The sequence below is a fragment of the Stenotrophomonas sp. Steno-C15 genome (assembly GCF_056393265.1).
Map to the genome: position 1 here is coordinate 277,910 of NZ_JBWJPF010000003.1, position 17,544 is coordinate 295,453.

17 protein-coding genes and 1 other RNA gene are annotated in these 17,544 nt (G+C 68.1%); 14 read left to right on the top strand and 4 right to left on the bottom strand.

Annotation, left to right across the window (positions count from 1 at the left end):
- Positions 1-24 precede the first annotated feature (24 nt).
- The 5 genes from AC06FB_RS04740 (at position 25) to thiL (ending at position 3,912) form a co-directional block, all read left to right on the top strand.
- Positions 25-636 (top strand): riboflavin synthase, encoded by a 612-nt coding sequence (locus AC06FB_RS04740; RefSeq protein WP_111186317.1) that lies wholly within the window; start codon positions 25-27, stop codon positions 634-636.
- Positions 633-1,733: a 3,4-dihydroxy-2-butanone-4-phosphate synthase gene (gene ribB, locus AC06FB_RS04745; protein ID WP_065175819.1), complete on the top strand. Its 1,101-nt coding sequence runs from the start codon at positions 633-635 to the stop codon at positions 1,731-1,733. The genes AC06FB_RS04740 and ribB overlap by 4 nt, the downstream gene beginning before the upstream one ends.
- A 146-nt stretch (positions 1,734-1,879) precedes the next feature.
- Positions 1,880-2,347 carry a 6,7-dimethyl-8-ribityllumazine synthase gene (gene ribH, locus AC06FB_RS04750; protein ID WP_010481977.1) on the top strand — a complete coding sequence of 156 codons (468 nt, stop codon included), beginning with the start codon at positions 1,880-1,882 and terminating at the stop codon, positions 2,345-2,347.
- Entirely contained in the window at positions 2,344-2,823 is a 480-nt protein-coding gene (gene nusB / locus AC06FB_RS04755; protein ID WP_053516471.1) for a transcription antitermination factor NusB, read from the top strand. The genes ribH and nusB overlap by 4 nt, the downstream gene beginning before the upstream one ends.
- Positions 2,824-2,949: 126 nt before the next feature.
- A complete protein-coding gene (gene thiL / locus AC06FB_RS04760; RefSeq protein ID WP_053516470.1) occupies positions 2,950-3,912 on the top strand; it encodes a thiamine-phosphate kinase in 963 nt (320 codons plus the stop codon).
- A 72-nt stretch (positions 3,913-3,984) separates the two neighbouring features.
- Here thiL and AC06FB_RS04765 read toward each other — a convergent pair whose 3' ends face one another.
- The 3 genes from AC06FB_RS04765 to AC06FB_RS04775 all read right to left on the bottom strand — a co-directional run bounded on the left by AC06FB_RS04765 (position 3,985) and on the right by AC06FB_RS04775 (position 7,547).
- Entirely contained in the window at positions 3,985-5,370 is a 1,386-nt protein-coding gene (locus AC06FB_RS04765) for an FAD-binding oxidoreductase (RefSeq protein WP_065182807.1), read from the bottom strand.
- 97 nt (positions 5,371-5,467) lie between these two features.
- The gene (locus AC06FB_RS04770) at positions 5,468-5,836 is read right to left on the bottom strand and encodes a YraN family protein (RefSeq protein WP_065182806.1); all 369 of its coding nucleotides are present in this window, start codon (positions 5,834-5,836) and stop codon (positions 5,468-5,470) included.
- Positions 5,826-7,547, bottom strand: coding sequence for a penicillin-binding protein activator (locus AC06FB_RS04775; RefSeq protein ID WP_128989130.1), 1,722 nt, complete (start codon positions 7,545-7,547; stop codon positions 5,826-5,828). Before AC06FB_RS04775 ends, AC06FB_RS04770 begins: the two co-directional genes overlap by 11 nt.
- An 81-nt stretch (positions 7,548-7,628) precedes the next feature.
- Between AC06FB_RS04775 and rsmI the strand changes: the two genes are divergently transcribed.
- Both rsmI and rnpB read left to right on the top strand, forming a co-directional pair.
- Positions 7,629-8,447: a 16S rRNA (cytidine(1402)-2'-O)-methyltransferase gene (rsmI, locus tag AC06FB_RS04780; protein WP_128989132.1), complete on the top strand. Its 819-nt coding sequence runs from the start codon at positions 7,629-7,631 to the stop codon at positions 8,445-8,447.
- A gap of 87 nt (positions 8,448-8,534) precedes the next feature.
- An RNA gene (gene rnpB / locus AC06FB_RS04785) (RNase P RNA component class A) lies at positions 8,535-8,886 on the top strand.
- Positions 8,887-8,937: 51 nt separating this feature from the next.
- Here rnpB and AC06FB_RS04790 read toward each other — a convergent pair.
- Positions 8,938-9,726, bottom strand: coding sequence for an NRDE family protein (locus AC06FB_RS04790; RefSeq protein ID WP_065175816.1), 789 nt, complete (start codon positions 9,724-9,726; stop codon positions 8,938-8,940).
- Between the two features lie 324 nt (positions 9,727-10,050).
- Between AC06FB_RS04790 and mraZ the strand changes: the two genes are divergently transcribed.
- From mraZ to mraY, 7 genes are read left to right on the top strand one after another with little or no spacing between them, the layout of a single operon-like run.
- Positions 10,051-10,497, top strand: a complete 447-nt coding sequence (gene mraZ / locus AC06FB_RS04795; RefSeq protein ID WP_004143635.1) for a division/cell wall cluster transcriptional repressor MraZ — start codon at positions 10,051-10,053, stop codon at positions 10,495-10,497.
- A 14-nt stretch (positions 10,498-10,511) separates the two neighbouring features.
- Complete coding sequence (rsmH, locus tag AC06FB_RS04800; RefSeq protein WP_277381401.1) at positions 10,512-11,480, top strand: 16S rRNA (cytosine(1402)-N(4))-methyltransferase RsmH; 969 nt, start codon at positions 10,512-10,514, stop codon at positions 11,478-11,480.
- Positions 11,477-11,740, top strand: coding sequence for a cell division protein FtsL (gene ftsL, locus AC06FB_RS04805; protein ID WP_053516463.1), 264 nt, complete (start codon positions 11,477-11,479; stop codon positions 11,738-11,740). The genes rsmH and ftsL overlap by 4 nt, the downstream gene beginning before the upstream one ends.
- Positions 11,737-13,581 carry a peptidoglycan D,D-transpeptidase FtsI family protein gene (locus AC06FB_RS04810; protein WP_065182805.1) on the top strand — a complete coding sequence of 615 codons (1,845 nt, stop codon included), beginning with the start codon at positions 11,737-11,739 and terminating at the stop codon, positions 13,579-13,581. Before ftsL ends, AC06FB_RS04810 begins: the two co-directional genes overlap by 4 nt.
- Positions 13,578-15,077 carry a UDP-N-acetylmuramoyl-L-alanyl-D-glutamate--2,6-diaminopimelate ligase gene (locus tag AC06FB_RS04815; RefSeq protein ID WP_459062626.1) on the top strand — a complete coding sequence of 500 codons (1,500 nt, stop codon included), beginning with the start codon at positions 13,578-13,580 and terminating at the stop codon, positions 15,075-15,077. The genes AC06FB_RS04810 and AC06FB_RS04815 overlap by 4 nt, the downstream gene beginning before the upstream one ends.
- On the top strand, positions 15,074-16,468 hold the full coding sequence (locus tag AC06FB_RS04820) for a UDP-N-acetylmuramoyl-tripeptide--D-alanyl-D-alanine ligase (RefSeq protein WP_193396214.1): 1,395 nt from the start codon (positions 15,074-15,076) through the stop codon (positions 16,466-16,468). Before AC06FB_RS04815 ends, AC06FB_RS04820 begins: the two co-directional genes overlap by 4 nt.
- Positions 16,458-17,543, top strand: a complete 1,086-nt coding sequence (mraY, locus tag AC06FB_RS04825; RefSeq protein ID WP_053516457.1) for a phospho-N-acetylmuramoyl-pentapeptide-transferase — start codon at positions 16,458-16,460, stop codon at positions 17,541-17,543. Before AC06FB_RS04820 ends, mraY begins: the two co-directional genes overlap by 11 nt.
- Position 17,544 lies beyond the last annotated feature (1 nt).

Here is a 17,544-nt window from a genome sequence, read left to right on the forward strand (position 1 = left end):
CTCACATCCTGCGGAGAACGTTACTTGTTTACTGGAATCATCGAAGGCGTCGGCCGTCTGGCCGCACGCGAGTCCATCGGCGGCGATGTCCGCTTCACCTTCAATGTCGGCAACCTGCCGTTCGATCACGTGCAGATGGGCGAAAGCATCGCCATCAACGGTGTCTGCCTGACGGTCATCGCATTCGACGCCAACAGCTTCCAGGCCGATGCCTCCACCGAGACGCTGGGCCTGACCACGCTGGGCCAACTCGAGCAGGGCGCGGTCATCAACCTCGAGCGTGCCATGCGCCCGACCGATCGTCTGGGTGGGCATCTGGTCAGCGGCCACGTTGATGGCCTGGGCCAGGTGCTGTCCATCCACGATGACGCGCGCGCCCAGCGCTGGCGCTTCGCCGCGCCGGCCTCGCTGCTGCGCTACATCGCCAAGAAAGGCTCGATCTGCGTGGACGGCGTCAGCCTCACCGTCAACGAAGTGGACGAGGAAGGCTTCGAGGTCGCGCTGATCCCGCATACCGTGGCCAACACCGCCTTCTCCGCCTCCGGCGTGGGCAGTGCGGTGAACCTGGAAATCGACCTGGTCGCCCGTTATGTCGAACGTCTTGTTGGCGGGCACCTGCAGGGAGGCGCAGCATGAACTTCGCGTCGATCCCCGAGATCCTGGAAGACATCCGCCAGGGCCGCATGGTCGTCATCGTCGATGACGAGGACCGCGAGAACGAAGGCGACCTGATCATGGCTGCCGAGCTGGTCAAGGCCAGCGACATCAACTTCATGGTTACCCATGGCCGTGGCCTGGTGTGCCTGCCGTTGACCCGCACCCGCGCCGCCGACCTGGGCCTGGCGCCGATGGTGCAGGCCAACACCGCGCAGTTCCAGACCAATTTCACCGTCAGCATCGAAGCGGCTGAGGGCGTGACCACCGGCATCTCCGCCCATGACCGCGCGCATACCATCCGCACCGCGGTGAAGCCCAACGCGCGGCCGTCGGACCTGCACCAGCCCGGCCACATCTTCCCGCTGATCGCCCAGCCGGGCGGCGTGCTGACCCGCGCCGGCCACACCGAAGCGGGCGTGGACCTGGCCATGCTGGCCGGGCTGGAACCGGCCGGCGTGCTGGTGGAGATCCTCAACCCGGACGGCAGCATGGCGCGTCGCCCGGAGCTGGAAGTGTTCGCCCGCGAGCACGGCCTGAAGATGGGCTCCATCGCCGACCTGATCGCCTACCGCCTGGCCACCGAGAAGACTGTCGAACGCGTCGATGAGCGCGACATCGATACCGAGTTTGGCCCGTTCAGGCTGGTGACCTACCGCGACCGCATCGCCCACGACCTGCACTTCGCCCTGGTCCGCGGCACTCCCGACGCTGGCACGCCTACCCTGGTGCGCGTGCAGGTGGAGAATCCGCTGGCTGACCTGCTGCACTGGCGTCGTGACGATTTCGGCGTGGCCGCCACCGACGCGCTGCGTGCGATCGCCGCCGAAGGTGCCGGCGTGATGGTGGTGCTGTCGGCGCCGCGCGATGGCGAGGCGCTGCTCGCCCGCCTGCGCCAGCAGCCCGCACCGGTGGTGCCGGGCAAGGACAAGGATGTGGGCCAGTGGCGCCGCAATGGCGCCGGTGCGCAGATCCTGTCCGATCTGGGGCTGGGCAAGCTGCGCGTGCTGGGCACGCCGCGCCGGCAGATCGGCCTGGCCGGCTATGGCCTGGAAGTGGTGGAGACGGTGGCCCTGTAACGGTCGCCCCGTGGGGTCGGAGGCCGCGGTGCGGGATCTGACCCCGGTAGCGACGGGCCATGCCGGGCGGATGTCAGGCCCCCGCCAACCACGGCCGGGGCCCATCCACGCTAGAATTACCCCTTATCGAGTCCCCCAAGCCGCATATGAGCCACTACGAAGGCGATCTTCGCACTCCCGAGTCGGCGCGCTTTGCCATCCTGGCCAGCCGCTGGAACGCCCGCATCACCGATACGCTGGTGGCCGGCGCACGCCAGAGCCTGGCCGGCAACGGCATCACCGAAGCCAACATCGACGTGATCCGGGTGCCGGGCGCCTGGGAACTGCCGCTGGTCGCCGCACGCCTGGCCGCCGCCCATGAACACGCCGCCATCCTCACCCTGGGCTGTGTGATCCGCGGCGACACCCGTCATTACGAACACGTGGCCGACCGCTGCGCCGAAGGCCTGATGCGCGTGCAGCTGGATTTCGGCGTGCCGGTACTGAACGGCGTGCTGGCGGTGGAACGCGTGGAAGATGCCGAGGCCCGCGCCGGCGGCAGCCACGGCAACAAGGGCGAGGAAGTCGCACTCGCCGCATTGGAAATGGTCAATCTTCTGGAGCAGCTGCCATGAACAAGAACACCCAGGGCAAGCCCTCCGGTAAACCCGTCCGCCGCGATGGCATTGATCCGGTGCTGCGCTCGCGCGCGCGCCGTCGTGCCGTGCAGGCCGTCTATGCGTGGCAGATCTCCGGCGGCAACGCACAGTCGCTGATCGCCCAGTTCGCGCATGAGCAGGCCCGCGAGATCGCCGATCTGGCGTACTTCGAGGCGCTGATGCACGGCGTGCTCGACAACCGCACCGACATCGACGAAGCGCTGGGCCCGTATCTGGACCGTGGCATCGAGGAAGTCGATGCCATCGAACGCGCGGTGCTGCGCCTGGCCGCGTACGAGCTGCGCTACCGCCTGGACGTGCCGTACCGCGTGGTGATCAACGAGGCCATCGAATCGGCCAAGCGCTTCGGCTCCGAACACGGCCACACCTACGTCAACGGTGTGCTGGACCGCGCCGCCGTGGAATGGCGCAAGGTCGAATCGGGCCACTGACCCGATCGCTGTAGAGCCGTGCCCTGCCTGGCTTGCCGCGCAGGGCAGGGCTGCGTCCGGTAGTGTGGCGCGTGATCGAACTGCAGCCGCGCATGGCCCGGCTGCTACCTAAGAGCAGAACGCCCCATGTCCCTGGCCGAATTCGCCCTCATCGACCGTATCCGCGCCCGTACCGCCGAGCGCGATGACGTGCTGCTCGGCATCGGTGACGATGCCGCGCTGCTGCAGCCGCGCGCGAACGAACAGCTGGTGGTGACCGCCGATACACTCAACAGTGGCGTGCACTTCCCGGTGGAGACGCCGGCCTTCGATATCGGCTGGAAGACGCTGGCGGTCAATCTGTCCGATCTTGCGTCGATGGGCGCGCGACCGGCCTGGTGCACCCTGGCGCTGTCATTGCCGGAAACGTCCGAAGACTGGATCGAGGCATTCGCCGATGGCTTCTTCGCATTGGCCGACCAGCATGACGTCGCGCTGATCGGGGGTGACACCACGCGCGGACCGCTGTCGTTGTCTGTCACCGCGATGGGCCAAGTGGGCCGTGGTCAGGCCCTGCGCCGCGACCGTGCACAGGCCGGCGATGACATCTGGGTCAGTGGCACGCTGGGGGATGCGGCAGGTGCGCTGCGCCTGTGGCAACAGGGGGCGCTGAACGTGGCCACGGCCACGTTGCTGGCCGATTACGAAAGCCTCCGCCTGCGCCTGCTGCGGCCGACGCCACGCGTGACCCTCGGCCTGCGCCTGCGTGCCTTCGCGCATGCGGCAGTGGATGTGTCCGACGGACTGCTGGCCGATCTGGGCCACATCGCCCGCCGCAGTGACGTGGCAGCGCATGTCGATACCGATGCGTTGCCGATCTCGCACGCGCTGCGTGAGCTGCTCGGCCGCGATGGCGCGCGCGACTGCGCGTTGCGGGGCGGAGACGACTACGAGCTGTGCTTCACTGCGGCCGCCGATCAGCGCGACGCACTGCATTACCTCGCCGAATCGCTGGACCTGCCGCTCACCCGCATTGGCCGCATCGCCGAAGGGCAGGGCGTGCACGTGGATGGCGAAGTGGCCGACGGTGGTTATCAGCACTTCGCCTGACGAATGAAGACGCCGGGCATGGCCCGGCGCTACCGTCCTGACACGGACGGCGTTCATGCACAGGGCGGCGCCTCATGCAGGCGGCAGCACCTTGCCCGGGTTGAGGATGCCATCCGGGTCCAGCGTGGCCTTGATCGCGCGCATGGTCGCCAGCGTGGCGGGAGTGAACGCCTGCGCCATGAAATCGCGCTTGGCCAGGCCAATGCCATGTTCACCGGACAGTGTGCCGCCCAGTGCCAGCGTCAGCGCGAAGATCTTCGGCAGCGCCGCATGCGCTCGCGCGCTCTCATCGGCATCGTCCGGGTGGTACAGGATGTTGACGTGCAGGTTGCCGTTGCCGGCATGGCCGAAGGTGACGATGGTCAGGCTGTACTGGCCTGCCAGCGCCTGTACCCCGGCAACCAGGTCGGGAATGCGCGATACCGGCACCACCACGTCTTCGTTGATCTTGCCGGGCGCAACGCTGCGCAGCGCGGGCGACAGTGCCTTGCGCGCCGCCCACAGCTGGTCGCGTGCGCGGCCCTCCATCGCTACGTCCAGTTCCATCATGCCGTCGCCTTCGGCAGCGCTGGCCAGCGCCTGCAGCAGGTAGGGCAGGGTGTCGTGGTCGCCATCGGCCTCGACCAGCAGCATCGCGCCGGCCTCCGGTACGTCGGCGCCATTGAGGCGCAGCAGTTCCAGGCTGCGCGCGTCCATGAACTCCAGGCGGGTGGGTACCACTGGCTGCGACATCAGCCGCGATACCGCGGCGGCGGCGGCATCGGCATCGCGGTACAGCACGCGCAGTCCGGCCTGCGCGACCGGCAGCGGCGTCAGCTTCAAGGTAGCTTCCACGATCAGCGCCAGGGTGCCCTCGCTGCCCACCAGCAGGTGGGTCAGGTCGTAGCCGGTGGCATCCTTGGTATAGGCACCACCGCAGCGGATCACCTCGCCGGTGCCGGTGACCGCGACCAGCCCCAGTACGTTGTCTCGGCTGGTGCCGTACTTCACCGCGCGTGGGCCACCGGCATTGCAGGCGAGGTTGCCGCCGACGCTGCAGATCTCCGCGCTGGACGGGTCCGGCGCCCAGAACAGCCCATGCGGTGTCAGCGCCTGCTGCAGGGCGCCGTTGAGCACGCCAGGCTGCACCACCGCGCAGCGATCACCGGCACGGATCTCGACGATGCGATCCATGCGGGTGAACGACAGCACGATGCTGCCCGGCAGGGGCACCGCCGCCCCGGTGGTACCGGTGCCCGCGCCACGCGCGACCAGGGCCACGCCGTGCACACGGCAGGCGCGGACCAGCGCCTGCACCTGTTCGGTGTCGGCCGGCAGCGCGACGGCGGCGGGGCGTTGCCGGCGCCATGAGTTGTCCTGCGCATTCGCCTCCAGCGCGGTGTCATCCATGCGCCAGCCCTCCGTACCCAGCAGGGCGGACAGTTCGGCAACCAGGGCAGCGGGCAGGGCAGGGCTCATGTTGGATCTCGTGGAACAACCGGTACGGAGTGGATGGCCTTACAGGCTGCCTCTGCGCCGGGCATCGGCACGGCAGCGTGGGTGATGATCGAGGGCATCAGCAGTCGTCCAGCCGGAATGCGTCGCGCAGCCAGTGCAGTTGTGGCGGTTCGCCGCTGGCCTCGACCACGTCGAAGCGGCAGGGCGCATCGGCCAGTGCAGGATGCGCCTGCAGGTACAACTGTGCGGCCTGTACCAGGCGCCGGCATTTGCGGGGGTCGACCGAGGCGGCAGCGCCGCCGAAGTCGCTGCGCGCGCGGTACCGCACCTCCACGAAAACCACGGTACCGGCGTCGTCCATCACCAGGTCCAGTTCACCGCTTCGATAACGGACATTGCGCGCGCGTGGCTGCAGCCCGGCCTGTTGCAGGTGCAGCTCGGCGGCGGTTTCCACCGCCGAGCCCCGCTGCGTGCGCTCAGCGACCACCGACGATCGGCATCGGCCGGCCGCCGCTGAAGGTCGACCACGCCGGCTGGCGCAGGATGTTGCCATTGCCATCGAGGAACAGGGTGCCGGTGGCGCCTTCCAGGCCGCCTTCGTTGGCCAGCTTGTCCAGATAGCTGCTGATCTTCCACGCGTCGGCGCCGAAGGCGAACAGGCGGCCGGCGGCACCGCGCGCGCTGGGCAGCGTGCTGGCGACCTGGCTGGCCGACGGCAGGCCGGAGACACTGCGCACGTTCCAGGCTTCATTCGGGTAGACGATGCCGTCCAGTGCCACGTCTTCCTCCACCTTGCCGCTGCCGATGGTCAGCTGGGACGTGCCGACGCGGGTGGCGCCGCCGACACCGGCCAGCGCCAGCTGCGGCGCGAGCAGCCGCGCCTGCGGAGCGCGCACGGCGAGAAACACAGCGTCGACCTGGCCGGCATTGCGCACCTGGGCGCCGACATCGCCCACCGCTTCAGGGACCGATACCGTGGCGGCCACCTGGCCACCGCGCTGGGTGAAACGCTGGGAGAAGGCCGCGGCGGCGCGGCGGCCGGTATCGTCGCTGCTGCTGATGACCAGGGCGCGATTGCGCTCACGGCCGCGCAGGTATTCGGCGGCGACGATGCCGTCGTCTTCCGGGGCGAGCGAGAAGCCGGCGCTGCCGGCCGGCGGTGAATCCTTGCCACGGTTCAGCGCCAGCACCGGCACCTGCAGCGGCTGGCGGCCGTATACCGCATCCACTTCATCGCGGCCCAGCGGGCCGACGACGAAGTCGGCACCGGAGGCCACTGCCTTGTCGTAAGCAGCCAATGCACCGGCCGGCGTGCCGGCGGTATCGAAGAAATTGATGTCCGGGCGGCGGCGCGATTCGCCGTAATAGGCGGCGAGCAGGCCATCGCGCACCGGCTGTGCCGCGGTGGCAAGGCGGCCACTGAGTGGCAGCAGCACGGCCAGCTTCGCCGGCGGGCGGTAGCCATCGCTCATTGCCGGCGGGCGCTTGCTGGTATCGAACTGGGCGGCACCGTCGCGGTCGAACGGACGCGGAAGCGGCAGGCCGCGGGCGATCAACGCACGGCCGGCGAAGTTGTACAGCGGATCGTTGGCCGGCAGCGCGGCGGCACGGCTGCGCAGGGTGGCATCGTCGAGGGTGCCGAGCAGGCCTGAAATGGCCGCCTGGTTCTCGTTGCGCGCGCTGCCGGTGAGGCCGGCCTGCGCGCGTGCGCGGTCACTGGCGGCGCCGAAGGCATCGCCAGTGGCCTGCAGGGCCTGGGCACGGGCGAGCAGCCAGCGCGTGCGCAGGCCGGGTGCGACGTTGTCGCCATTGTCCTTGAGCAGGGCCAGCGCCTGTGCGGGTTGCTTGTCAGCCAGTGCCAGCTCGGCGCCGGTCAGCTGGTAACGCTGCAGGCTGGCACCGGACAGCTGGCGGGCGCTGAGCTGCCCCAACAGGCTGCGCGCGCGGGTGCTGTCGCCGGCCAGGTGCCACGCCCAGGCTGCATCCGCCAGGGCATTGCTGCGCGCGCTGCCGCGCAGGGTGGCCGCCAGGCCCTCCAGCTGCATCGCGGCGTCGCGCGGCTTGCCCTGTTCGATCAGCGCCAGCGCCTGGCTCTGGGCCGGCGATTCGGGCGCGCTGGTGAAGCTGGTGGTGGCACAGCCGGCCAGGAGCATCAGCGACAACGAAAGGGCGGAGATGCGTGCGGCGGGCTTGTTCATGATCGGGTCCATGCGATGAGGGCAGCGGCCTTGGCCAGGTACACGCTAGGATTCTACCCTTGCCCCGTGAGTACCGCTGAAATGAGTGTCCCCACCCTGTATGTCGTCGCCACGCCGATCGGCAACCTGGCCGATCTGAGTCCGCGCGCACAGGAGGTGCTGCGTTCGGTAGCGGCGATCTGTGCCGAAGACACCCGGCGCAGCGGCCAGCTGTTGTCCCATTTCGGCATCCAGCAGCCGCTGGTGGCGCTGCACGAGCACAACGAAGACGCCCTGGCGCAGCGACTGGTCTCGCGCCTGCAGGCGGGCGAATCGCTGGCGCTGGTCAGCGATGCCGGCACGCCGCTGGTCAGCGATCCCGGCTTCCGCCTGGTACGGGCCGCGCGTGCGGCGGGCATCCGGGTCAGCCCGGTTCCGGGTGCCTGTGCCGCCATTGCCGCGCTCAGTGTGGCCGGCCTGCCCAGCGATCGCTTCAGTTTCGAGGGATTCCTGCCGGCCAAGGCCAGCGGGCGCCGCGACCGGCTGCAGGCGCTCGCCGGCGAGGTGCGCACGATGGTGTTCTACGAATCCTCGCACCGGATCGCCGAGTCCCTGGCGGACATGGCGGCGATCTTCGGCGGTGAGCGGCCTGCGGTGCTGGCACGGGAGCTGACCAAGCTGTTCGAGACCGTGCTGGATGGCGATCTGGCGGCCTTGCTGGCAGCGGTCGAAGCCGACGAGAACCAGCGCAAGGGCGAGTTCGTGGTGATGGTGCAGGGGGCCGGTGACGATGAGGAAGCGCAGCTGGCCCATGGCCGTCGCGTCTACGCCACATTGAGCGAGCACCTGCCGCCGTCGACCGCCGCCAAGCTGGCCGCCGAGCTGACCGGCGCACCGCGCAAGGCGTTGTACGGCCGGTAGCGCCGGGCCATGCCCGGCGTGCGCGTCGCGCGGCCTCGAACAGCCACCGGGCAGGAACCACCCGCGTACGGTAGAATGCGCGCTGGCGGAGCCGGCCAGACAGTCGCGTCATCCCTTGCGGGGTGCCGAGGAAAGTCCGGGCTCCACAGGGCAAGGTGCCAGGTAACGCCTGGGCGGCGCAAGCCGACGGAAAGTGCAACAGAAAGATACCGCCTACGTCTTCTTCGGAAGGCCGGTAAGGGTGAAATGGTGCGGTAAGAGCGCACCGCGAGTCTGGTAACAGACCGGCACGGCAAACCCCACCTGGAGCAAGACCAAATAGGGATCCTTTGGCGCGGCCCGCGTTGGATCCGGGTAGGTTGCTTGAGCGTTGCGGTGACGTAACGCCTAGAGGAATGACTGTCCACGACAGAACCCGGCTTATCGGCCGGCTCCGCCTCCATTCACCTGTGTAGCGCCGGGCCATGCCCGGCGGCATCCTGCCCGCCGTTCAGAAGTCGATGCGGCTTCCGGCGACGAATACGCCCTGCGGCCCGAAGCGGCGTTCATGGATCTGCCCGTGGCCATCACCATCGATCAGCAGCACGGTGCTGGCACGGGTGCCGTAGTCGTCGCCGCGGATGAAGGCCGGGCTCAACCAGCGCTCGCGTTCCAGTCCGATGCCGGTGTCCGGCAGGTCACTGTCGGCAGGCCGGTGTTCGTCGGCCAGCGCGGTCCATAGCGGGGTCAGGTCCGGGGTCAGATCCCTTTCGCTTTGCGAAGGAGATCTGACCCCGTCTTCTTCCAGCCAGGCCGTCAGCGCGGCCATCAGCCGCTGTGTCTTCGGCCAGGGGGCATCCAGTGCGCCGTTGGACATGCCATGCACGCCCGGCCCCAGGCGCTGCCGTTCGGCAGGGTGGTTGCCCAGATACTCCAGGCTGTCGCTATCGGCCAGCAGCAGGTTGAACGGGGCGTAGGCGCCGGCCACGGCCGCCAAGCGGTCGATATGCACTGCGGCCGGGTCGCGGCCACGCAGGAAGTCGGCCACCAGCGCGCCACGCGAGGGACCGGTCTGGGCGGCCAGCGGATCGCGCACATTGGTGACCACCGCCATCCGGCCGCCGGCACCGACGCCGGCCCAGCCTCCTCCGGAGCGGAGGTCGCGCCCGCCGATGACGGAGGTCTCATCCTGCCAGCGGGCCAGCGCCGCAGTGGGGCGGGCGTGGAACTCATCACGGTTGCCGGTCATCACCAGCCGCCAGCGCGGATGGTGCATCCAGCCAAGAGCAAGCAGGCACATGACGTCATTGTGCCCGGTTTGCGCAGTCTGGCGCCGCTTTCAGCCAGTTCCCGATGAATGCGGGGGCGATGTTTCACGCCCCCTGCACAGGCCTGAACTTCCGTTCAATCTCAAAAATTGAGACGGATCAGCAACTTGTGGATAAGCCTTGAACAATTCTCTAAAGGTTGCTGCAAGCCATTGATGTGGCTGGCGATTTCCCTGCGGAAAAGTTGTTGACAACCCTTCGCTCGCTGCTAAGGTGGGCATCAGAGGGAAATCCGGGTGTTTTGTGGGTTTTCGTGGTTCAATGTTTCACCGGGCGAAGGACAAGGTGCAGGCGTCGTGTTTCAGGGCGAGACGGCCATCACAGTTGACGACAAGGGGCGCATGGCGGTTCCCACCGCTTACCGCGACCTCGTCGCGCGCGCCAGCAACAACCGTCTCGTGTTGACCTACAACCCGTTCGAAGCCGGCTGCCTGTGGCTGTATGCCGAGTCCGAATGGGAGCGGGTCCGCGACGATGTCATGTCCAAGCCCAATACCCAGCGCGTCGTGCGCCTGTTGCAGCAGAAGCTGGTCGGCTCGGCCGCCCACCTGGAGCTGGACGGCAACGGTCGTATCAGCATTCCCGCCAGCCACCGCGGTGCGGTGGGCATAGAAAAGAAGGCGGTATTGCTCGGTATGGGCGACAAGTTCGAATTGTGGAGCGAGCAGGCGCATCGTGCCCTGATCCAGCAGACGTTGTCTGACGAGGATCTGGGCGATGGGTTGCTCGACCTGAAGTTGTGAGCCGGGGTGCCCGGATGCGCCCAGAAGCGCAGGCCGGTCACCTTCCGGTGTCGCAGTCGCCGGCGGTGCACCTGCCGGTCCTGTACACCCAGGTCCTGGACGGCCTGAGGGTGATCGAAAACGGACGTTATCTGGATGGCACGTTCGGTCGTGGCGGTCACGCACGTGGCGTGCTCACCCAGTTGGGGCCGGAGGGACGCCTGCTGGTCATGGACAAGGATCCGGAAGCCATCGCTGTGGCCGAGCGCGACTTCGCGCAGGACCCGCGCGTGTCGATTTTCCGTGGCAGCTTCGCCCAGCTGCTGCAGTGGAACGAGACGGCCGAAGGCCTGGATGGCGTGCTGTTCGATCTCGGCGTGTCCTCGCCGCAGCTGGACGTGGCCGAACGTGGTTTCAGCTTCGGCAAGGACGGCCCGCTGGACATGCGCATGGATCCGGACAGCGGCGAAAGTGCCGCGCAGTGGATCAACCGCGTCGAAGAGCGCGAGATCGCCGACGTGCTGTGGACCTATGGCGAAGAGCGGCAGAGCCGGCGCATCGCCCGCGCCATCGTTGCCCGCCGCGAGAAGCAGCCGTTCTCCCGCACCGCCGAACTGGCCGAACTGATCGCGTCGGTGATGCCCCGCGGCAAGGACAAGATCCATCCGGCCACCCGCAGTTTCCAGGCCATCCGCATCCACATCAACCGCGAGCTGGCCGATCTGGAGGCCGGGCTCGACGCGGCGGTGGAGCGGCTCAAGCCCGGCGGCCGGCTGGCGGTCATCAGCTTCCATTCGCTGGAAGACCGTATCGTCAAGCAGTACATGAACCGTCTGGCCAAGGCGCCGCCTGCCAACCGCCGCCTGCCTGAAGCGGTCGCGTTCGTGCCGACTCTGGACCTGATCGGCGGGGCCATCAAGGCCACGGACGACGAACTGGCCGCCAACCCGCGCGCGCGCAGCGCCGTGCTGCGCGTGGCCCAGAAGCGGGAGGCCGACGCATGAGCCGCCTGCTGCTGATCATTCTGCTGGCCTCCACCGTGGCCTCGGCGATCGGCGTGGTGTTCGTGCGCCACCGCCACCGGCAGACGTTCATCGAGCTGTCGCGCGCCGAGCGTGCGCGCGATGACCTGAACATCGAATTCGGCCGCCTGCAGCTGGAACAGGCCACCCTGGCCGAAGCCAACCGCGTCGACCGCATCGCCCGTGAAAAGCTGGGCATGAAGTTCCCCGAAGCCGCCGACGTAGTGGTGGTGCGCCCATGAGCAAGACCGGCCGCAACCGTCCACGCAACGCCTTCAACCTGCGCCAGCGCCTGCGCTGGGTGGCACTGGCGCTCGGCCTGTGTTCGGTGTCGCTGGTCGGCCGCGCGGCCTACGTGCAGATCATCAACAGCGATTTCTACCAGCGCCAGGGCGAGGCCCGCTACCTGCGCGAGCTGCCGATCAAGACCTCGCGCGGCATGATCACCGACCGCAACGGCGAACCGCTGGCGGTCTCCACCCCGGTGGCCTCGATCTGGGTGAACCCGCAGGACCTGCTGCGCGCCCCTGACCGCATTCCCGAACTGGCGCAGGCCGTGGGCATGTCGGTGGACGAGCTGAGCAGCCGCCTGTCGCAGAAGTCGGACAAGGAATTCATGTACCTGCGTCGCCGGATCAATCCGGACGAGGCAGAAAAGGTGGTCGCGCTGAAGATTCCAGGCGTGGCCGCGCAGCGCGAGTTCCGCCGCTTCTACCCGCAGGGCGAAGCGATGGCGCATGTGCTGGGTTTCACCAACATCGACGACCGCGGCCAGGAAGGCCTGGAACTGGCGTTCGACGAATGGCTGCGCGGCAAGCCGGGCGCGAAGCGGGTGATCCGCAACCGCAAGGGCGAGACCGTCGAGAGCGATCTGCTGCGTGCCGCCGAACCGGGCAAGGACCTGACCCTCAGCATCGATCGCCGCATCCAGTACCTGGCCTTCAAGGAACTGCGCAATGCGCTGGTGGCCAACAAGGCGGCCGGCGGTTCGATGGTCATCATGGACGTGACCACCGGCGAGATCCTGGCCATGGTCAACCTGCCGACCTACAACCCGAACTCGCTGACCGGTGCGTTGCCCGATTCGCGCCGCAATCGCGCGGTGACCGATCTGGTCGAACCGGGCTCGACGATGAAGCCGTTGACCATCGCCACCGCGCTGCAGGCAGGCGTGGTGACCAAGGACACCATCGTCGACACCAATCCGGGTTACATGACCCTGGGCCGCTTCACCATCCGCGACGTGCCGCGCAACAACGGGGTACTGAACGTGACCGGCGTGATCACCCGCAGCTCCAACGTGGGTGCCGCCAAGGTCGCGGCGAAGATGCCCGACCAGACCTTCTATGACGGTGTGCGGCGCTTCGGCTACGGCTCGGTACCGCACAGCGGTTTCCCGGGTGAGTCGGGAGGTGTGGTGATGCGTCCGGGCCGTTGGTCGGGAACCACCAAGACCACCATGTCCTATGGCTACGGCCTGTCGGTCACGCCGTTGCAGATCGCCACCGCGTACTCGGCGCTGGCCAACGGTGGTCGCCTGATTGCACCGACCTTCGTCAAGGGGCAGCGCAACGAAGGCCAGCAGATCATCGACGAGAACGTCGCCAAGCAAGTGGTGGCGATGATGGAAACGGTGGTCACCCAGGGCGGCGCCAAGCAGGCGGCGGTCCTGGGCTACCACGTCGCCGGCAAGACTGGTACTGCGCGCAAGGCCGGCCCCGGCGGCTACGAGCGCGGTCACTACAACGCGCTGTTCGCCGGCGTGGTGCCCGCCACCAACCCGCGCTTCGCCACTGTCATCGTCATCAATGATCCGCAGGCCGGCAAGTTCTACGGCGGCCTGGTGTCGGCGCCGGTCTATCACAACGTGATGGAAGGCACTCTGCGCCTGATGGATGTGCCGCTGGACGACCTGCAGTCGTGGCTGGCCGCGCAGCAGTCCGGAAAGATGGGGCACTCGGCCTCGATCCTGCCGGCCCCGCCGGCCGAGACCGCGTTGCCGGTTGATGCCGCCGCCGAATTCGATGCCGCGCTGCCCAGCGCGCAGGTCCAGACGCCGCCCGCCACGGGAGGCACGCAATGAGCCCTTCGATGTTGCTTTCGCAGTTGCTTCCGGACGTGGCCCTGGCGGGCCATGATCCCGTTCTGACCGGCCTGGTGCTGGACAGCCGTGCCGTACGCCCCGGCAATGCCTTCGTGGCCATCGCCGGCTTCGGCGCACACGGCTTGGGCTTCGTCGATCAGGCGCGCGCGGCGGGCGCCGGCGCGATCCTGTTCGAGCCACCGGCACCGGACGATCTGCCCGCACCGGCCGATGCCATCGCGGTGCCGGGCCTGCGCGCACGCATGGGCGCAATGGCTGACCAGTTCCACGGTGCACCGTCGCGGGCAATGGCGATGGTGGGTGTCACCGGTACCAACGGCAAAACGTCCACCGTGCAGCTGCTGGCCCAGGCCTGGCATCTGCTGGGAACGCCCAGTGGCAGTATCGGCACGCTGGGTGCTGGACTTTACGGCGCGGTCGAGCCGACCGGCTTCACCACGCCGCTGGTGCTGCAGATGCATGCCCTGCTGGCACAGCTGCGCGACCAGGGCGCGCGTGCGGTGGCGATGGAAGTCAGTTCACATGCGCTGGACCAGGGCCGCGTCGATGCCGTGCATTACGACGTGGCCGTGTTCACCAACCTCACCCGCGATCATCTCGATTACCACGGCGACATGGCCAGCTACGGCGCGGCCAAGGCCCGCCTGTTCCATCGTCCTGGCCTGAAGGCCGCGGTGATCAACCTCGACGACGCGTTCGGTCGCCAGCTGTTCGCCGACCTGCCGGCCGGCGTGCTGCCGATCGGCCTGAGCTCGCGCGATACCGACGGCGCCGTCGTGCTCGCCGACGCGCTGCAGCTTGATGGCCGTGGCATCGCCTTCGACCTGGTGATCGAAGGACAGCGTGCAGCTGTCCGATCGCCGCTGCTGGGCCGCTTCAACGTCGACAACCTGCTGGCCGTGGCCGGCACCCTGCACGCACAGGGCCAGTCACTGCCGCGTATCGCCGAGGTACTGTCGGCGCTGCAGCCGATCCGCGGCCGCATGAACCGCCTTGGCGGCGAGCAGGGCCTGCCGACCGTGGTCATCGACTACGCGCACACGCCGGATGCACTGGAACAGGCACTGGACAGCCTGCACGGGCATCTGCAGGGCACGCTGTACTGTGTGTTCGGCTGCGGCGGTGAACGTGACACCGGCAAGCGCCCGCAGATGGCGGCCATTGCCGAGCGGCTGGCCAACCAGGTCATCGTGACCGATGACAACCCGCGTGGCGAGGACGGTGACCGCATCGTCGCCGACATCCTTGCAGGATTTACCGATGCCGGCGCGGTGACGGTGCAGCGCAACCGTGCGCGCGCGATCGGCCTGGCCGTGAAGCGCGCCGGTGCCGGCGACATCATCCTGATCGCCGGCAAGGGCCATGAGCCCTACCAGGAGATCAAGGGCGTACGCCACGACTTCGACGACACCGAAGTGGCGGCCGCTGCACTGGCTGCCAAGGCCGGTGTGTTGGCGGCGGAGGGTGCACGATGAAGCGCACCCTGCTGTCGCTGATCGCGCACTGGGCCGGCGGCGAGATCCACGGCGACGATGTCGCCATCGATGCCATCAGCAACGATACCCGCAGTCTTGGCCCGGGCAGCCTGTACGTGGCCCTGCGTGGCGAGCGCTTCGATGGCCATGACTTCGCCGCCGACGCGCAGGCCCGTGGCGCCAGCGCGCTGCTGGTCGAGCGCCTGCTGCCGGTCGAGCTGCCGCAGGTGCTGGTCGCCGACAGCGAACTGGCGCTGGCGAAGATCGCCACGGGCATGCAGCGCGACCGCAGCACCGAGGTCTTCGCGATCACCGGCAGCAACGGCAAGACCAGCGTGAAGAGCCTGCTGCTGGCCATCCTGCACCAGGTGGCACAGCACGCGCACAAGGTGGTCTATGCCAACCCGGGCAACCGCAACAACGAGATCGGCCTGCCACTGGCGGTGATCGATGCGCCGGAAGATGCCGACTACGCCGTCTACGAGATGGGCGCCGGCAAGCCGGGCGACATCGCCTACCTGACCGATATCGCCCGCCCGCGCTATGCGCTGGTCAACAACATCGCGCCTGCGCATCTCGAGCGGATGGGCAGTCTGCTCGGCGTGGCCACCACCAAAGGCGCCATCTACGCCGCACTGCCGGCCGACGGCGTGGCGGTGATCAATGCCGATGATGCCTACGGACGCTGGTTCGAGCAGCACTTCGTCGGCGTTCCGCCGCGCTGCCGCGTGCTGCGTTACGGCCTGGAACACACTGCCGACATCACCGCGCGTGACATCCGCGCCGGTGCGCAGGGCAGCCAGTTCACGCTGGTCTCGCCGATGGGCGAAGCACGCGTGGTGCTGGGCCTGCCGGGCCGCCACAACGTCAGCAATGCGCTTGCTGCCGCCAGCCTGGCGCTGGCTGCCGGCATCGACCTGGCATGGGTCGCCGCCGGCCTGGCCGACGCACAGCCGGTGCCCGGACGCCAGATCGCCCACCAGCTGCGCAATGGTGCGGTGCTGGTGGACGACAGCTACAACGCCAATCCCGGTTCGCTGGCCGCCGCCATCGATGCGCTGGCGGCCGCCCCGGAAGAGGGCTGGCTGGTGCTGGGTGACATGCGTGAGCTTGGCCCGGATGCGCAGTCGCTGCACGCGCAGGCCGGCGTCCGCGCGCGCGCCGCAGGGCTGAAGCGCCTGTATGCGCTCGGTCCGCTCAGTGCCGCCGCCGCCGCCGCGTTCGGCGAAGGCGGCCGCCAATTCGCCACCCATGACGCGCTGTCGCAGGCGTTGAAGGACGAGCTGCACGCCGGCGTGCGCTGCCTGGTCAAGGGTTCCCGTGGCAGCGCCATGGACACGATCGTCAAAGCGCTGCTGGCGCAAGGAGAGGAATCCCCGCATGTTGTATGAACTGGCTCGATGGTTGCAGCAGTTGGAGAGCCTGTTCGGGCTGTTCAACTACCAGACGTTCCGCGCCATCCTTGCCGCGTTGACGGCCCTGTTCCTGTCGCTGTGGCTCGGCCCGGCGATGATCCGCAAGCTTGCCCAGTTCAAGGGCGGCCAGCCGATCCGCAAGGACGGCCCGCAGACCCATTTCTCCAAGGCCGGCACGCCGACCATGGGCGGTTCGCTGATCCTGCTGACCGTCACCCTGTCGGTGCTGATGTGGGCCGACCTGCGCAACCGCTACGTCTGGCTGGTGCTGGCGGTGATGCTGTGCTTCGGCGCGATCGGCTGGTACGACGACTGGATCAAGATCGTCCGCCGCGACCCGAACGGCTTGAAGTCGCGCTGGAAGTACCTGCTGCAGTCGATCTTCGGACTGGCCGCCGGCCTGTTCCTGTTCTATACCGCCGATGTGCCTGCCGCACTGACCTTCTACATTCCGATGTTCAAGTCGGTGGCGCTGCCGCTGGCCGGAATCGGCTTCGTGACCATCGCCTACTTCTGGATCGTCGGCTTCTCCAACGCGGTCAACCTGACCGATGGCCTGGACGGCCTGGCGATCATGCCCACCGTGCTGGTCGCCTGCGCGCTGGGCGTGTTCGCCTACGCCTCCGGCAACGTGGTGTTCGCCAACTACCTGCAGATCCCGCAGATTCCCGGTGCCGGTGAGCTGGTCATCATCTGCGCCGCCATCGCGGGCGCCGGGCTGGGCTTCCTGTGGTTCAACACCTATCCGGCGATGGTCTTCATGGGCGACATCGGCGCGCTGGCGCTGGGCGCGGTGCTGGGCACGATCGCGGTGATCACCCGCCAGGAACTGGTGCTGGTGATCATGGGCGGCGTATTCGTCATCGAGACCCTGTCGGTGATGATCCAGGTCGCCTCGTTCAAGCTGACCGGCAAGCGCGTGTTCCGCATGGCGCCGATCCACCACCATTTCGAACTGAAGGGCTGGCCGGAGCCGCGGGTGATCGTGCGCTTCTGGATCATCTCCGTCGTGCTCGTGCTGATCGGCCTGGCCACGTTGAAGGTGCGCTGAC

Excerpts from the sequence above, each read along its gene's own strand:
- thiL (WP_053516470.1), top strand. The coding sequence starts at position 2,950 with ATGTCCCTGGCCGAATTCGCCCTCATCGACCGTATCCGCGCCCGTACC.
- mraY (WP_053516457.1), top strand. The coding sequence starts at position 16,458 with ATGTTGTATGAACTGGCTCGATGGTTGCAGCAGTTGGAGAGCCTGTTC.
- AC06FB_RS04790 (WP_065175816.1), bottom strand. The coding sequence starts at position 9,726 with ATGTGCCTGCTTGCTCTTGGCTGGATGCACCATCCGCGCTGGCGGCTG.
- AC06FB_RS04775 (WP_128989130.1), bottom strand. The coding sequence starts at position 7,547 with ATGAACAAGCCCGCCGCACGCATCTCCGCCCTTTCGTTGTCGCTGATG.
- ribH (WP_010481977.1), top strand. The coding sequence starts at position 1,880 with ATGAGCCACTACGAAGGCGATCTTCGCACTCCCGAGTCGGCGCGCTTT.
- nusB (WP_053516471.1), top strand. The coding sequence starts at position 2,344 with ATGAACAAGAACACCCAGGGCAAGCCCTCCGGTAAACCCGTCCGCCGC.
- rsmH (WP_277381401.1), top strand. The coding sequence starts at position 10,512 with ATGCGCCCAGAAGCGCAGGCCGGTCACCTTCCGGTGTCGCAGTCGCCG.
- ribB (WP_065175819.1), top strand. The coding sequence starts at position 633 with ATGAACTTCGCGTCGATCCCCGAGATCCTGGAAGACATCCGCCAGGGC.
- AC06FB_RS04820 (WP_193396214.1), top strand. The coding sequence starts at position 15,074 with ATGAAGCGCACCCTGCTGTCGCTGATCGCGCACTGGGCCGGCGGCGAG.
- rsmI (WP_128989132.1), top strand. The coding sequence starts at position 7,629 with ATGAGTGTCCCCACCCTGTATGTCGTCGCCACGCCGATCGGCAACCTG.
- AC06FB_RS04765 (WP_065182807.1), bottom strand. The coding sequence starts at position 5,370 with ATGAGCCCTGCCCTGCCCGCTGCCCTGGTTGCCGAACTGTCCGCCCTG.
- AC06FB_RS04815 (WP_459062626.1), top strand. The coding sequence starts at position 13,578 with ATGAGCCCTTCGATGTTGCTTTCGCAGTTGCTTCCGGACGTGGCCCTG.
- AC06FB_RS04810 (WP_065182805.1), top strand. The coding sequence starts at position 11,737 with ATGAGCAAGACCGGCCGCAACCGTCCACGCAACGCCTTCAACCTGCGC.
- ftsL (WP_053516463.1), top strand. The coding sequence starts at position 11,477 with ATGAGCCGCCTGCTGCTGATCATTCTGCTGGCCTCCACCGTGGCCTCG.